Origin of the sequence: Devosia sp. MC532 (assembly GCF_016461625.1) — a bacterium.
GTDB lineage: Bacteria > Pseudomonadota > Alphaproteobacteria > Rhizobiales > Devosiaceae > Devosia.
The window spans coordinates 146,815-162,171 of record NZ_JAEMNZ010000002.1 but is presented as its reverse complement, the minus strand read 5'-3'; the positions used below and the strand labels follow the sequence as shown (position 1 = coordinate 162,171).

The 15,357-nt window shown below is 58.3% G+C and carries 14 protein-coding genes; 3 read left to right on the top strand and 11 right to left on the bottom strand.

All coding sequences use genetic code 11. The features are described from left to right. Nucleotides 1-224: 224 nt before the first annotated feature. From JHC09_RS03755 to JHC09_RS03745, 3 genes are all read right to left on the bottom strand, one after another. Nucleotides 225-491, bottom strand: a complete 267-nt coding sequence (locus JHC09_RS03755) for a hypothetical protein (RefSeq protein WP_199530880.1) — start codon at nt 489-491, stop codon at nt 225-227. Between the two features lie 71 nt (nt 492-562). Then, nucleotides 563-1,456, bottom strand: a complete 894-nt coding sequence (metF, locus tag JHC09_RS03750; RefSeq protein WP_199530879.1) for a methylenetetrahydrofolate reductase [NAD(P)H] — start codon at nt 1,454-1,456, stop codon at nt 563-565. A 1-nt stretch (nt 1,457) separates the two neighbouring features. Then, the gene (locus tag JHC09_RS03745) at nt 1,458-2,420 is read right to left on the bottom strand and encodes a metalloregulator ArsR/SmtB family transcription factor (protein WP_199530878.1); all 963 of its coding nucleotides are present in this window, start codon (nt 2,418-2,420) and stop codon (nt 1,458-1,460) included. A 156-nt stretch (nt 2,421-2,576) separates the two neighbouring features. Here JHC09_RS03745 and JHC09_RS03740 point away from each other — a divergent pair, with 156 nt between their 5' ends. Then, nucleotides 2,577-3,830: a mechanosensitive ion channel domain-containing protein gene (locus JHC09_RS03740; protein ID WP_199530877.1), complete on the top strand. Its 1,254-nt coding sequence runs from the start codon at nt 2,577-2,579 to the stop codon at nt 3,828-3,830. Here the strand turns inward: JHC09_RS03740 and JHC09_RS03735 are convergent. Together JHC09_RS03735 and katG are read right to left on the bottom strand one after the other, a co-directional pair. After that, nucleotides 3,818-4,942 carry a DUF2336 domain-containing protein gene (locus JHC09_RS03735; protein WP_199530876.1) on the bottom strand — a complete coding sequence of 375 codons (1,125 nt, stop codon included), beginning with the start codon at nt 4,940-4,942 and terminating at the stop codon, nt 3,818-3,820. The genes JHC09_RS03740 and JHC09_RS03735 overlap by 13 nt on opposite strands. A 174-nt stretch (nt 4,943-5,116) precedes the next feature. Next, nucleotides 5,117-7,321, bottom strand: a complete 2,205-nt coding sequence (gene katG, locus JHC09_RS03730; RefSeq protein WP_199530875.1) for a catalase/peroxidase HPI — start codon at nt 7,319-7,321, stop codon at nt 5,117-5,119. A gap of 93 nt (nt 7,322-7,414) precedes the next feature. Here katG and JHC09_RS03725 point away from each other — a divergent pair, with 93 nt between their 5' ends. Next, nucleotides 7,415-8,311 (top strand): hydrogen peroxide-inducible genes activator, encoded by an 897-nt coding sequence (locus JHC09_RS03725; protein WP_199530874.1) that lies wholly within the window; start codon nt 7,415-7,417, stop codon nt 8,309-8,311. On the opposite strand, the gene rarD is transcribed toward JHC09_RS03725, so the two are convergent. Continuing rightward, nucleotides 8,308-9,228 carry an EamA family transporter RarD gene (gene rarD, locus JHC09_RS03720; RefSeq protein WP_199530873.1) on the bottom strand — a complete coding sequence of 307 codons (921 nt, stop codon included), beginning with the start codon at nt 9,226-9,228 and terminating at the stop codon, nt 8,308-8,310. The two genes, JHC09_RS03725 and rarD, sit on opposite strands and share 4 nt — an antisense overlap. Nucleotides 9,229-9,403: 175 nt before the next feature. On the opposite strand from rarD, the gene JHC09_RS03715 reads away from it, so the two are divergent. Continuing rightward, a complete protein-coding gene (locus JHC09_RS03715) occupies nt 9,404-9,820 on the top strand; it encodes a host attachment protein (RefSeq protein ID WP_199530872.1) in 417 nt (138 codons plus the stop codon). A gap of 88 nt (nt 9,821-9,908) precedes the next feature. Here JHC09_RS03715 and JHC09_RS03710 read toward each other — a convergent pair whose 3' ends face one another. From JHC09_RS03710 to ettA, 5 genes are all read right to left on the bottom strand, one after another. Continuing rightward, nucleotides 9,909-10,763, bottom strand: coding sequence for an alpha/beta hydrolase (locus JHC09_RS03710; RefSeq protein ID WP_199530871.1), 855 nt, complete (start codon nt 10,761-10,763; stop codon nt 9,909-9,911). Nucleotides 10,764-10,772: 9 nt separating this feature from the next. Continuing rightward, nucleotides 10,773-11,111: a hypothetical protein gene (locus JHC09_RS03705; RefSeq protein ID WP_199530870.1), complete on the bottom strand. Its 339-nt coding sequence runs from the start codon at nt 11,109-11,111 to the stop codon at nt 10,773-10,775. A gap of 118 nt (nt 11,112-11,229) precedes the next feature. Next, nucleotides 11,230-11,595 (bottom strand): response regulator, encoded by a 366-nt coding sequence (locus tag JHC09_RS03700; protein WP_248305962.1) that lies wholly within the window; start codon nt 11,593-11,595, stop codon nt 11,230-11,232. Beyond that, on the bottom strand, nt 11,588-13,030 hold the full coding sequence (locus JHC09_RS03695; RefSeq protein WP_199530868.1) for an HWE histidine kinase domain-containing protein: 1,443 nt from the start codon (nt 13,028-13,030) through the stop codon (nt 11,588-11,590). Before JHC09_RS03695 ends, JHC09_RS03700 begins: the two co-directional genes overlap by 8 nt. A 608-nt stretch (nt 13,031-13,638) precedes the next feature. After that, complete coding sequence (ettA, locus tag JHC09_RS03690) at nt 13,639-15,294, bottom strand: energy-dependent translational throttle protein EttA (protein ID WP_169195123.1); 1,656 nt, start codon at nt 15,292-15,294, stop codon at nt 13,639-13,641. Nucleotides 15,295-15,357: the final 63 nt, after the last annotated feature.

Here is a 15,357-nt window from a genome sequence, read left to right as displayed (position 1 = left end):
CCGCCACCCCATCTGAACGGGGGATGAACGCTACCGGCTAGGAGGATGCAGACCATCCTTCGACGCGGCAGAACGGCGTTTCTGTACCGAGGCACTCGTCGATTGCGCGGGTGCAATAACAGGAACGTCAGAGAATATCCCGCGCATCCGGCCGTAAACCAGAATGACACTGGCACAAATCGCGATCGCGACAATCGGCCAAACGGCTATTACGACGTTCTCAATCATGGAACATGCCTCAGCTCACGTAGGTTACGTAGGCTTTCCACGAGCAATATACACCCTGCGACGAGGAAAAACACCGTCCCGACCCAAACGAGTTGCAACGCCCCTGCGGTTGCTTGGGGGCCGACGATGGTTATTGCCGCGATAGGGGATAGAAAGCCCGTGGTGATCAGAGCGATAGCGGCATTGCCGAGGAAACTCGACCACTGCGCCGTACGCGCATTTCGGATGACCAAAACATCCAATGGCGTCAATTCAGTTTGCACGGACCTTCCCCAAGGCTTCCCAGCATACAGCTGCGAGCATTGAAGAAGGACCAAGCGTTCGTGTCAATTGTTTACGGGCGGCGACCCAACAGACGCGCCAGCGCCAGAACCAGGTTTGATCGGTTCAGCGTAAAGAAGTGGAACTCCGTTATGCCTTCATCGAGCAGTTCGGTGACCTGTTCCGCCGCAACCGCCGCAGCCATGAGCGCATGCGTTTCTGGGTCTTCGTCGAGCCCATCAAAACGCTCTGCGAGCCATTCTGGGATCGACGCACCGCAGCGACCCGCAAAGCCAGAAATCTGCTTGAACGAGTGGATCGGCTGAATGCCGGGCACTATTGGCGCGGTGATACCGGCCTTTTGAGCGCGCTCAACATAGCGCAGATAGTCCGCGTTCGAGAAGAACATCTGCGTAATCGCGCGGTTCGCCCCGGCATCGATCTTGCGCTTGAGATTGTCGATTTCGACATTCCAGCTTTCGCTCTGTGGGTGCTTTTCCGGATAGGCGGCAACCGAAATATCGAAATCGCCAATCTTGCGGATACCCGCAACCAGATCAGCCGCGTTCTGATAGCCTTCCGGATGCGGCGTAAACGGCTGCCCAATGCCCTCTGGCGGATCACCGCGCAGCGCCACAATGCTAGTCACACCGGCATCCTTATAGCCGCGCACAACCTCGTCGACTTCGGCCTTGGTCGCGCCAACGCAGGTCAAGTGCGCTGCCGCTGGCACACCGGTGTCCGATGCAATGCGGCTCACCATGCGCAGCGTACGCTCGCGTGTCGAACCACCGGCGCCATAGGTCACCGATACGAAACGTGGCTTCAGCGGCGCAAGCTTGTGCACGCTTTCCCAAAACCGCTCTTCCATAACGTCGGTCTTGGGGGGAAAGAACTCGAACGAGATCTGCAGATCCGGCCGCGTCTCTGCGGTCTTGCGGCTAGCGCGCAAATTGTCATCGAGCATTTTAGTTTTCCGTCTTATTTCGATCGACCAGAGACCACAGACACACGGTCAGCCCCTGATCATTTGTGTCGCTTGGGAACAGACGTACAGACTGCACATCCATTCCCGCTGAATTGGCCCAACCCGACATCTGCTCATCGGAGAGCCCGAGGCGTCGGTGCGCATGGTTGGTGCGCAAAAACTCGAGTGTGTGCGGCGCAAAGTCGACGATCAGCACCTGCCCACCGGGCTTCAACAACCCCTTGGCCTGCGCCAGCATTCGGCCCGGATCGTCAAAATAGTGCAACACTTGGTGCACCACGATCACGTCCGCTGGCCCTAGCGTGCTATCCAGCGCCGCCATATCGCCGAGGCGAACCTGCGCATGGGCGAGCCCAGCTTCCACCAGACGCGCTCTGGCAACCGCCAACATTTCACGGCTGGAGTCGATGCCGATCCCGCGCTCGTATGCAGGCGCCAGCACCTCGAGCATCCGCCCTGTACCCGTCCCCAGATCAAGCAGCAGCTCAATCTTGCGTTCGCCCACAGCTTCCAAAACCGCCGCTTCCACGGCAGCTTCTGGCACATGAAGAGTTTTTAAGAGGTCCCAGCTGTCCGCCACTTGCGCGAAGTAATTCGCCGCCAGAGCCTGCTGCGCGCTCCGCGCTTCAGCCTGACGCGCTCTGTCGCGCAACCGCTCAGGGTCGGTCGGGTCAACACGTGAGGTCAGCCAACGGGCCAGATCTGCGCCCTGCCCCGATGGGGTCAGGCGATAGTAGGCCCAAGCCCCTTCCGCATGGCGTTCGATTAAGCCAGCATCAGCAAGCAGTTTCAAATGACGGCTGACACGGGGCTGACTTTGATCCAATATCTCGGTCAGGTCCTTGACCGAGTGATCGCCATCGGCCAGAAGCGCCAAAAGGCGCAGCCGGGTGCTTTCCCCCGCCGCCTTCAAAACGCCCACCAACTCGTTCAGATTGCTCATACACACCTCGGATATAAAGATATGTTTATATCTTGATCGTGACGAGGTCTAGCCTGTTCTTAACCCCTTTGCCGTCATTCTGCCACGCGGTTCCTTTTGAAGGGCCCGCCCGGCAAACCGCCGTATTCCAGCGCCCGCCCGCTGATAGGAGACTTTATGCTGCCACTTGAGTGGATCGACAATCACCCGCTGGTCAGCACAAGCATAGCGCTCATCCTGCTCGCACTCGCCGCTTATGCTGCGAATCTGGTGATCAAGCTCGTCCTCTTGCGTGTCCTGCATCGCCTGCTCAAGTTCACGCCCTATGGCAAAGACCCAGAGCTCAGCCGCCAGAATGTCATTGAGCGCCTCTCCCAGGCCGCGCCACCACTGATCATCGCCCTCGGCATCGCCATCGTGCCAAACCTGCATGATGTGGCCGTCGTCGCCATTCGCAACGTCGCCAATGCCACCATTATCCTGATGCTGGCCCGCGCCATTTCGGCTGTCCTCAACGTCGTTGACGTTATCTACCATCGCCGCCCCAAGGCCCGCCTGCGGCCGATGAAGAGCTATATTCAGGTCCTCAAAATCGCCGTCTATGTCATCGCCACGGTCATGATGATCGCAACCCTGATGGATCAATCCCCGGTCATTCTGCTCTCGGGTCTTGGCGCTATGGCCGCGGTGCTGATCTTGGTCTTCCAAGACACGCTGCTTTCACTGGTCGCCGGCATTCAGATTTCGTCCACCGACATGGTCCGCGTTGGCGATTGGATCGAAGTGCCCAATCAGGACGCCAATGGTGATGTTCTCGCCATCGAGCTGCACACGGTCAAAGTTCAGAACTTCGACAAAACCATCACCACCATCCCCATTCGCCGCCTCGTCACCGATCCGTTCAAAAACTACCGCGGCATGCAAGAATCCGGTGGCCGTCGCATCAAGCGCGCCATCAATATCGACCAAAGCTCCATCCGCTTCCTCAACCAGGAGGAGCTCGATCGTTTGGCCTCAATTGGTCTTCTCGAAAACTACCTCAAAAAGAAGCGCGAGGAGATTGCGCAGTGGAACGCCAGCCTAGGCGAGCGCGCCACAGTCCCCGCCAACACGCGCCGCTCGACCAATATCGGCGTCTTCCGCGCTTACGCTGAGGCCTATCTGCGCAACCACCCCCACATTCACCCCTCTATGGTGATCATGGTGCGCCAGATGGAGCCGACCTCCACCGGCTTGCCGATGGAGTTTTATGCCTTCACCAACACCGTGGTTTGGGTGAATTACGAAGCCATCCAGTCGGACATCTTCGATCATCTCTATGCCATTATGGCTGAGTTCGACCTGCGCGTTTTCCAGGAACCCGCAGGTCACGACATGCAGCAAATGGGCCGGCTGCTCGCTCAGCCGAACCGGACCGTTCAGGCCGAATAGCGCTCTAGGCTGGGGCCTTTCTTGCGAAAGGAATGAGCACGCCAGAGGGCAAAAATCTCTCTGGCGTCTTCCAGCTCAAGCGCCTTAAACCGCGACAGAACCATCTGCTTTTCCTCTTCAGAAGGCAGATCGCGCCACGGCAGCGTCGCCACAATCGCCTCATAAAGGTCTGCGTTAAGCCCCAGCGCTTTCAACGCAACAGTGAACGCGGCATAGTCCTGCGACGCCAGCCAGCGCACCACGATCTCCGGGCCGACCTTGAGCATCACGGCAATGCCCGCCGCCGAATGATGGCCATAACCAAAGCGGGCAAATCGCGCCAACGCCCGATCATCGAGCTGACGCCGATCCGCCAACCCCTTCACCTGGTTATAGGCAACCTTCCACTCCTGCGCGTTGAACCCCGCACGAGCGCGCAAGCGGTTATAGACCACCGCATTGATCTTGCTCGCCGTTACCGGATCCAGCGCCACATTGGATTGCGGAATAGCCTGCAGAACCTTTTCAGACGCCTCGTCGATCTCGTTGCGAACCGAGGACCAGTCGATATCATTGCGTCCGCGCAAATCGTCAGCCAGCGCGGCGTCCTGCTGGGCACGCTTGATGAGTTTCGCCAGCGTTTCGCGCGCAAACTCAGCCTTGGGGTTTTGCACCAGACGCACAACCGAAGCGCCGTCGCCATGCTCAACAATGGCTTCCCCAACCCGCTCATTGACGCCATTGCGGCTAGCAATGGCGATGCGATGCTCCTCGGTTTGGTTGGCTATGATGTCGATCAGATCGTCATCACTGAGAACCGTCGAGAACTCGAGCAGAGGGTGGGCTACCTCGATCGCGTCATTCGCGAGCCGAAGCACCACCGTACCGGGCGCGCGCTCCAGTGGAGCCAGTATCTTGGCGACATGCGCCCGCGCTTCGATCTCGACATACTCAGCCAAGCGGCAGAGCGCTTCGTCGTATTGATTGACCTGATCGTCGTCGCAGCGATCAGACACAAACGAAAACAGCTGCGCCATGTTCCGGAAAAGCATTGTGCGTTCAGACGTATCGCTGTCGGTCGTCAACACGCGAAAACTTGCGAACGCTCTTTGCCCATTATCATTCTCGCCCATGCGCCCTATCTCCGAGTGTGGCTTTTTGGGAGAGATTGAACCCCTATCTGCTTGTGGCCGCTAAAGCTTCACTCCAGCATTTGAATAAAACACCACCGAAGCTTTTAACCGCCCAGCAAAAAGGCCCCGATGCTGAGCACCGGGGCCTTCATATTCAGAGCAAAGCTCTAGCGATTAGCGCAGATCGAAACGGTCTGCGTTCATCACCTTGGTCCAAGCCGCCACGAAGTCACGAACGAACTTCTCAGCATTGTCCGCCTGGCCGTACACCTCTGCGATTGCGCGCAGCTGGCTGTGCGAACCAAAGATGAGGTCAGCGCGGGTCGCTGTCCAACGCGCTTCGCCAGTCACACGATCAACGCCCTGATAGACATTGTCGCCAGCTGGGGTCCACTTGGTGGACATGTCCAGCAGGTTGACGAAGTAGTCGTTGGTCAGCGCTTCTGGGCTGTCGGTGAAGACGCCGTGTTCGTTGACGCCAGCCTTGAGCACACGCAGACCACCAACCAGTGCGGTCATTTCCGGAGCGGAAAGGCCGAGCAGCTGTGCACGGTCAACCAGAGCAGATTCTGGCGACAGGCGCTGCTTGCGGTAGAAGTTACGGAAACCGTCTGCCTGTGGTTCGAGCCACTTGAAGCTGTCAGCGTCGGTCTGTTCGTCGGTCGCGTCAACGCGGCCTGGGGTGAACGGAACTTCGATAACAACGCCAGCGTCGAGCGCTGCCAGTTCAACACCGACAACACCGGCCAGAACGATCAGGTCAGCAAGCGAAACACGCTTGGAGCCGGTCTGGGACTCGTTGAATTCAGCCTGAATTTCTTCGAGCGCAGCAAGCACTTCTGCAAGCTGTTCTGGCTGGTTGACTTCCCAGTCCTTCTGCGGCGCGAGACGAACGCGAGCGCCGTTTGCACCGCCGCGCATGTCCGAACCACGATAGGTCGAAGCCGAAGCCCAAGCGGTCGAAACCATAGCCGATACCGAAAGACCAGCGGCTTCGATGTCGCCCTTAAGAGCCACGATGTCAGCATTGTCGATCAGCGCAAAGTCGCGCGCTGGAAGCGGGTCCTGCCAGATCAGCTCTTCCGATGGAACTTCCGCGCCGAGGTAACGAGCCTTCGGGCCCATATCACGGTGGGTCAGCTTGAACCAAGCGCGTGCAAATGCATCGGCCAGTTCATCTGGGTTCGCCAGGAAGTGACGGGAGATCTTGTCGTAAGCAGGGTCCATGCGGAGCGCCAGATCGGACGTCAGCATCGCTGGAGCCCAGCTCTTGCCTTCGATATGCGCATCCGGAACAGTGCCAGCACCGGCGCCGTTCTTCGGCGTCCACTGCTTTGCACCAGCTGGCGAAGTGGTCAGTTCCCATTCAAAACCATAAAGGTTTTCAAGGAACTTGTTGCTCCACTGGGTCGGTGTCTGCGTCCAGATGACTTCGAGACCCGACGAAATGGTGTCCGCACCCTTGCCCGAACCAAACTTGCTGTTCCAGCCGAGGCCCTGTGCTTCGATTGGCGCGCCTTCTGGCTCAGCTTCAACCAGCGATGCGTCGCCAGCACCGTGGGTCTTGCCGAAGCTGTGACCACCAACGATCAGCGCAACGGTTTCGTAGTCGTTCATCGCCATACGGGCGAAGGTGTCACGAATGTCACGCGCGGAATCCAGTGGATCGGCGTTACCAGCTGGACCTTCTGGGTTCACATAGATCAGGCCCATCTGCACAGCCGAGAGGGCGTCGTCGAGCTTGCGCTCGCCGGTGTAACGCTCAGCGTCCGAAAGCCATTCGCCTTCCTGACCCCAGTAGATGTCCAGTTCTGGAACCCAGGTGTCAACGCGGCCGCCTGCGAAACCAAAGGTCTTGAAGCCCATGGATTCGAGCGCAACGTTACCGGTCAGGATGAACAAGTCAGCCCAGGAGATACGGTTGCCGTACTTGCGCTTGATTGGCCACAGCAGACGGCGGGCCTTATCAAGGTTGACGTTATCTGGCCAAGAGTTCAGCGGCGCGAAACGCTGCTGGCCTTCGCCACCGCCACCACGACCGTCCTGAACACGGTAGGTACCAGCGGAGTGCCAAGCCATACGGATCATGAACGGGCCATAGTGACCCCAGTCGGCTGGCCACCATTCCTGGCTGTCGGTCATCAGCGCGCGAAGGTCTGCCTTGAGGCCTTCATAGTCGAGCTTTGCAAACTCTTCAGCGTAGTCGAATTCTTCGCCAAGCGGGTTCGCCTGAGCAGAATGCTGGTGCAGGACCGAGAGGTCGAGCTGGTTTGGCCACCAGTCGCGGTTCTGCGTACCGGTCTGCTGCTTGCCATGATTCACCGGGCACTTGCCTGCCGGTGCTGCGTCTTTCTGGTCAGGGAATACGTTATCTTCCACAGCGGGGCTCCTTTTTATTGGCCCCACATATAGGGATTCGCACTCGATAAGGCCAATTGATAATTCTTCCAATCATGATAAGATTATCTTATCATGCAAATCTCGTTGAAACAGATGCGTTACGCCGTTGCAGTCGCCCGCGCTGGCCATTTCGGCCGCGCTGCGGAAACCTGCGCGGTCACCCAACCTGCCCTGTCTCAACAGATTCTCGCCCTAGAGGCGCTTTGTGGCACGCCTTTGTTCGACCGCTTGAAAACCGGCGTTCGCGTCACCCCATTCGGTCACGAGTTCGTTCTGCTCGCTGAAGAGGCTCTCCGCAGCGCCGAAGCGCTCGACGCCTTTGCCTTGCGTCACGCCGACCGCCCCGATCGCCCTCTCCGCTTTGGCCTGATCCCCACGGTCGCGCCTTATCTGCTGCCCGAAATCTTCCCGGCGCTCGGCCAGACCATGCCCGATCTGCGCTTTGCGATTTCCGAAGCGCAAACCGATAATCTGCTCACCAGCGTCCAAGACGGACGGCTCGACCTCGCACTGATCGCCACCGAGCCACCGCAAACCGGCCCACGCCTTGTGGTTCATCCGCTATTTGAAGATCATTTCGTTCTGGCCACGCCCAGCAATGAAATTGTCCAGCAGCCGGTTTCGCTCAACACCATCGCTCCTGAACGCATGCTCCTGCTTGATGAGGGCCATTGCTTCCGCGATCAGGCCATTGCCGCCTGCGGCCTGCCGGGCCGTGGCAAGAGCACGTTTTCCGCGACCTCGCTCTCAACCATTGTGGAATTCGTCGCCTCAGGTCAGGGCGTCACCCTGCTGCCTGAAATTGCGATGCGCAAAGAGGGCCATAACCCGCGCATTGCGGTCCATCGGCTCAATGACCCAACCGCAACCCGTCAGTTGCGGCTCGTCTGGCGCGAAGCCACGCCCTTTGGCAAAACCTTTGAAGCCATTGCCCATCAGATCCGCCAGGCGCAACCGCCAACCGCCTAGGCCTTGCTGCGCCGGTATCGTCTCAGTCCGTCCCAAGAGTAGATCGCTAAGGCGAGCCATATCAGGGCAAAGCTGGCAAATCGCACCGGATCAATGCTCTCACCAAAATAGGTAATCGCCAGCACAAAGGTGATGGAAGGCGAGAGATACTGCAGCATGCCAATCGTCGTCATGCGCAGGCGGCGAATGCCATATGCAAACATAATCAACGGCAAAGCTGTCGCCGGACCGGTCAATACCAAGAGCGTCATCAGCTTGGGATCAGCATGAACCCCCGCCCCGTTCGCCGCAAAATAAAGCCCTACCAGCACCATGGCGATGGGCGACACGACAATCGTCTCAACAAACAGCCCTGAAGTTGAGCCCACCTGCGCAGTCTTGCGAATATAGCCATAGGCCGCAAAACTCAGGGCTAGGCTGAGCGCAACAAGAGGCACCTTGCCCAGCGCCACCCACTGAATAGCAATCGCGAGACACGCCACCGCAATCGCCGAATACTGCACGCGGTTCTGTTTTTCTCCCAAAAGCGCGATGCCAATGGCGACGTTGACGATGGGGTTGATGAAGTAGCCAAAGCTGACCTCCAGCACCTGCCCGCTTTCGACCGCCCACACATAGATCAGCCAATTGCCAAACAGCAGCAGCGCCGAGCTGGCCAAAACCGCCAAGGTTCGCCGATTGGCCAAAACCGCCTTAACTTCGCCAAATCCAGTGGTGAAGGCGAGCAAGAGCCCGACAAACAGCACCGACCAAAGCGCCCGCTCTGCCACCACCAACACCGAGCCCGCGGGCTCAAGAAAGTGGAACAACACCGGCAAAACGCCCCAGGTGGAATAGGCCCCGACCGCGGCGAGAACCCCACTATTGTCGTTCGCCTTGGCAGGCTGTGGACCACGAACACGATTTGGCGAAGACATAGAACTACCCCGGCACGGACCCGTGCCCCTTGGCAGTAACAGGCTCACAGCACGCCATCAATTGGCCCCGCGCGCCTCCGGTATAAACTTTGCCACCCTTGGCAAACTTTTGACTCTATCCCACGTTGTACTCGGTGACCGCACTTGAACGCGGGACCATAGAGAGGAGAAACAGATGAAAACTGTCACCTGGATCCTGATTGCCAACGGCACGCAAGCCCGCGTTGTCGAATACAACGGCGCCAATAAGGGTCTCACCACAATTGGCGCACTCGATTGGTCGATAGAGCCCCTGCAAGCGCAAGACATCAACACCGATAAAGAGGGTAAGGGCAAAACTTCAGACAAAAGCCCCGCCCAATTGCGCGAAGCCGATTTCATCAAGGAAGTTGCCGCCCGCCTCGATAAGCGCGCTCTCAAAAACGAATTCCAACGCCTCGTCATCGCCGCCGCCCCGATTGCCTTGGGCAATCTGCGCAAGGCTATGTCCGAGCACGTCAAAAAGACCATTATCGCCGAGTTGGACAAAGACCTGACCAACATCCCCACCGACCAAGTCGGCAAGCATTTCGACGGCATAATTCCCGTCTAGCTCAAACCTTCGGCACACTCGCTACCGTCCCTCCCCCCTCGAGGGGAGGGATTGGGGGTGGGGGGACTAAACCCTCAAACGCGACCGCCTAAACCGCTTCCGCGTCCTCGTGCTCATCTTCGTCATCCACCCCGCTCAGCACGTCCAAAAACTGCAAGAGCAGCGAATTGACCAGGTCCGGCCGTTCGACGCTTGGAATATGCGCCACGCCCTCAAGCACCACGGCAAACGCATTGGGCATGGTTTCCGACAAGGTTTCGTGTCGCTCAACCAGCGCCGTAAAATCCTCATCGCCAACGATCAGCAGCGCTGGCGCCGTCAGATCCTCTGTGCGATCCCACGCCTTTGGCCGCGCGATCTCTCCCGTCAGCTCCGGCTTGCGCAAAATATTGCCGTTCATCTCCATAAACAGCGCCCGCGCATCCCCGCCCACACGGCCGCTTTTCGCCCGAGGTCCATCCAGCCATTGATGGGTGATAACCTTATTGAGCATGTCGAGATCACCGCGATCCCATGCGTCTTCTTCGGCCATTTCAATGGCGCGTTCTTCCGCCGTCGCCGTCCATGGCGCGCCTGTCACCGAAGTCCCAATCAGCACCAGACCCAACACGCGTCCCGGATGCGCCAGCGCAAAGTCGATGGCGAGGCCACCGCCCATCGAGCAGCCGACAAACAGCGCCGCGTGAATATCGAGCGCGTCGAGCAAGGCTTCGAGATCGTCGAGATGGTTGAAAGCTTCGTCGGTGCTGGTGGTCTCGCCATAGCCCCGTCGATCATAGGCAATGGCGTGCCAACCGGCATCCGCCACCGCGCTCATCTGCTCGGCCCACATGCGTTTGTCGCAAACACCGGCGTGCAGGAAAATGATCGGGAGCCCGTCCCCCTGTTCTACCCCCTCGATGGTTGCGCCACCAATGTCGATAGAAAAGGGTTCTGCGGTCATTTTAGGAACTCACTCTGCGATACTGGCGCAGAAGGTAATCTCTTTGATCGGCGCAAACCAGCAACCGTCTCGATCCGCTACCGGAAAAAAGCGCCCCAATTGTGCGGGCGACCGACCGGGCTGACTATCTGCGGCGATCACATAACCAGGACCAGCGCCATCGGCCTCATGGGCGAAAACGAAAGTGTCGCCGTTTGGCAGAGCAAAGGTAATGCCGCCACCGTCGACTGCCACGTCACACGCGAAGCTGTCGTAGCCAGTCAAAGAGCATTCCCCAGAAGCCCCCAGCGCGGGCACTGCGAGAGCGCAGCAGAACAGCAATGCCGCTCCCGTCAAAAACCTCTTCATCAAATCCCCCAGAAAGCCAAGGCTCCGCAACCGCGGTGGTTTTGCACAGCTTACCGTAGAAAGTCCAGCGGCCTCAAAGGGTTTTCGCATCCTCCTGCCGCAATGGTAAAACAGCCACTTAATTGAGCTTGAGCAGGGTGTTAAGCGCGTTTGAAATGTCGGCCTGAGTGTAAGGCTTTGAAACCACAGGACTGTCCTGCCATTCCGCCGACAGCCCCTCGCGTCCGTACCCCGTTGCAAAGAGGATCGGCACGCCCCGGTCGGCCAAAATCTTCGCCACCGGGAACACCGAGGAACCACCGATATTGACGTCCAATATCGCAGCATCGGGCTGTTCAACCGACGCGGCCAGCGATTGGGCTTGGTCGATCCACATCGCTTCCCCGACGATTGTGAACCCCAAATCCTCCAAAATGTCTTCGAGATTGAAGAGGACGAGCGTTTCGTCCTCAACCACAAAAATCTTGCCGGATGGATTAGCCAAAATCGCCCTCCTGTGCGCCATAGGCCGCGGCGGGCACCGACAACAGTGCCGAAAATCCCTCAGCGGCATAACGCTGGTTGAGCGTCCCACCCAATTCTCCCGTCACGACCGTGCGCAAGAGGCGCGAGCCAAATCCGGTTCGCGTTGGCTCCGCCACACGAGGCCCCCCGCGTTCCACCCAGTTGATCATCAATTCCGTGCTGGCGCCCTGCTCCCAGCTGACCGACAAAACCCCATCGGCCGCTGAAAGAGCGCCGTGCTTTGCGGCATTGGTCGCCAGTTCATGCAGCACCAGCGCCAGTGCAATCGTCGACTTGGCGTTGATCGGGATGATCGGCCCGCCATAGCGCACGCGCTCATCGTCAAAGGCCGAGAGCTCTTCGCGCACCAATTGGCCGATTTCGGTGTCGCGCCAACTGCGCTGGCTCAAAATCGTATGGGCCTTTGAGAGCGCAATCAGCCGCGATTCAAAGTTCGATCGCGCCGTATCGAGGTCATCGGTCGTCCGCAGGGTCTGCCGCGCGATCGATTGCACCGTCGCCATGGTGTTCTTCACCCGATGGTTCAGCTCATCAATCAGCAAGCGCTGCCGCCGCTGCGCCTTCACCGCTTCCGTGCGATCAATCCCATGCACAAACACGCCGGTGATTATGCCGTCGCGATCCTTTATTGGGTTAAAAGTGAAATCGAGATAGCGCTCCAAAGGCGGCTGGCTCGGATCATTGTTGATGATCACCTTCGCCGCCTCGGCACTATGGAAATATCCCTCGTGATAGACCCGGTCGAGCAACAGGAAGAACCCTTGCTCAATCATTTCCGGCAGGGCGTCCGCGCCAGCCATGCCCAAAGTCGCGCGATTGTTCACCATCGTCGCGAACCCATCGGAGGCGAATTTGATTTCGTGGTTCGGGCCCGACACCACCACCACAAAGCCCGGTGCCTGCTGAAAGAGCCTGCGAAACTCTTCGGCCGTTTTTTCAGTCTCACGCGTGCGTTCGATCAACTGTGAGGCCGCCGGAAACGCTGCGACCGCCAGCGCCCCATCACCATCGGCACTCGCCAACTCGGACACATCCACCGCCTGCTGCAAGATGTATTCCACCTCACCATCCTCGCCAAAAATAGGCACTTGGACGGCGGTCCAATATTTTTCGCGGATCGTGCCGTCCGCGCCAGCGATGGGATAATGCAAATAGGGCAGTGTCTGACGCAGCCCCGTCTCTAAAACGCGCTCATAGGATTGCTGGAGCTTGACGCGCCCTTCCCCCGAATTCGGGAAAAGCTCGAGCACCATGCGCCCCACGACGTCTTCCCGCTTGCGTTCGGCGGCCTCCAAATAGGCCGCGTTCACAGCCAAAATGCGCAGCTCGCGATTGAGAAGGAGGTAGGGACTGGGGAGCGCCTCGAAGACGCGGGAAAAGACCGTCACATCCATGCGCGCGTCAGCCCCTTACAAAAATAGTCCGAAACCGGAAGACGTTTACGTCTGACATTGGTTCCCGCCAGAAGCAGAACTGCCGGACGAAACCGGCAAACAAGAGCAGCTTTCCCTCACATTGCTTAAGGCCCAATGAAGAGAACACTGCGTTTTTCTCTAGGTGGAGGCCGGAGAACTTTTCTAGACTTATCCCCGCCGACATAACCTACGTTAGTTTCATGCCCGTTGCGCCCATGAGCACGGTCATGACGAGTGAACGGGACGCAACGGCAGACGCAATGGGGTCGCCCATTGCTGATCCAACCTCTGGACCTGGTAGTCAGCGTGATACCCTAGGGCCAAGATAGTGGCGGCCGCTGCCAGCGCTGCCACAGCCAAGCCCAAATGCGGCAGCGCAATTGGGCGACAGGTTCTTGCGATGACGGGCCTCGTCATTGGCCAGATCGCCCAGAGGTGAGGATGGTCTGTCACTCCGGCGAGGCGGAAACCTCACCCTTTTCACCACCCCTTTTATCGAGGCCAAGTCTCGCCGGGGTTGCTCATCCAACAAAAAACCGGCCCCGAAATTCGGGACCGGCTGAATGTGTTGCTTGTCTTGAAAAGACTTAGCGGGTCAGCGGCTTGTAGGTCGCGCGCTTTGGATTGACGGCATCGGCGCCAAGACGACGGACCTTGTCCGCTTCATAGTCCTGGAAGTTACCTTCAAACCATTCAACATGGCTGTTGCCTTCAAAGGCCAGCATGTGGGTCGCCAGACGATCGAGGAACATACGATCGTGGCTGATGATCACTGCGCAACCTGCGAATTCTTCCAATGCTTCTTCAAGCGCTGCAAGGGTTTCGGTGTCGAGGTCGTTGGTCGGTTCGTCGAGGAGGAGGACGTTCGAGCCAGCCTTGAGCATCTTTGCAAGGTGAACGCGGTTACGCTGACCACCCGAAAGATTGCCAACCTTCTGCTGCTGATCGCCACCCTTAAAGTTGAAGGTGGAGGTGTAAGCGCGCGAGTTCATTTCGCGCTTGCCGAGCATCAGAACGTCGTCGCCGCCAGAAATTTCTTCCCAGACGGTCTTATTGCCATCGAGCGCATCGCGGCTCTGATCGACATAACCAAGGTCAACGTTTTCAGCGACCGTGATTGTGCCCGAGTCTGGCTTTTCCTGACCGGTGAGCATCTTGAACAACGTGGTCTTACCCGCGCCGTTCGGCCCGATGATCCCCACGATACCGCCCGGAGGCAGCTTGAACGAGAGGTTGTCGATGAGCAGACGATCGCCAAACGACTTGGAGATGCCTTCAACGTCGATAACATTGTGGCCGAGGCGTTCGCCTGGCGGAATGATGATCTGAGCGGTGTGCGACTGGGTACGCGCATCGTTGATCTTGACCAGTTCGTCATAGGCCTTGATACGCGCCTTGGACTTGGACTGGCGTGCCTGAGGCGACATGCCCATCCATTCCTTTTCGCGTTCCAGAACCTTGGCACGAGCTGCGTCTTCGCTCTTTTCCTGCGCAAAGCGCTTGGCCTTGGCATCGAGGTAAGCGGAGTAATTGCCTTCGTAAGGCACGCCACGACCACGGTCGAGTTCGAGAATCCAACCGGTCACGTTGTCGAGGAAGTAGCGATCGTGGGTGATGATCAGCACTGCGCCTTCGAATTCACGAAGGTGACGTTCGAGCCATGCGGTCGTTTCAGCGTCCAAATGGTTGGTCGGTTCGTCGAGCAGCAGCAGATCTGGCTTGGAGAGCAGCAGCGCGCACAGAGCCACGCGGCGCTTTTCACCACCCGAAAGATTGGCCACCGAAGAGTCGCCCGGAGGGCAACCAAGGGCTTCCATAGCCACTTCGACCTGGCTTTCCAGATCCCAAAGGTTCTGGCTGTCGATAACGTCCTGGAGCTTGGCCGCTTCGTCAGCGGTCTCGTCCGAATAGTCCATCATCAATTCGTTATAACGATCGATGACAGCCTTCTTCTCCTTAACACCGAGCATGACATTGCCCAGAACGTCGAGGTTTGGATCGAGCTGTGGTTCCTGCTCAAGATAGCCAACCTTGGCGCCATCGGCAGCCCAGGCTTCACCGGTGAATTCGGTGTCGATACCGGCCATGATCTTGAGAAGGGTAGACTTACCCGAGCCGTTCGGGCCAAGGATGCCGATCTTCGCATCGGGGTAGAACGAGAGGTGGATGTTATCCAGAACCTTCTTGCCCCCGGCATAAGCCTTGGACATGCCGTGCATGTGATAAATGAACTGTCTGGCCATCGCCGCGTTCCTCGAATGGAAATTTGTGCCTCATTTAAGTGATACCCACCAGCTAAGCAACCG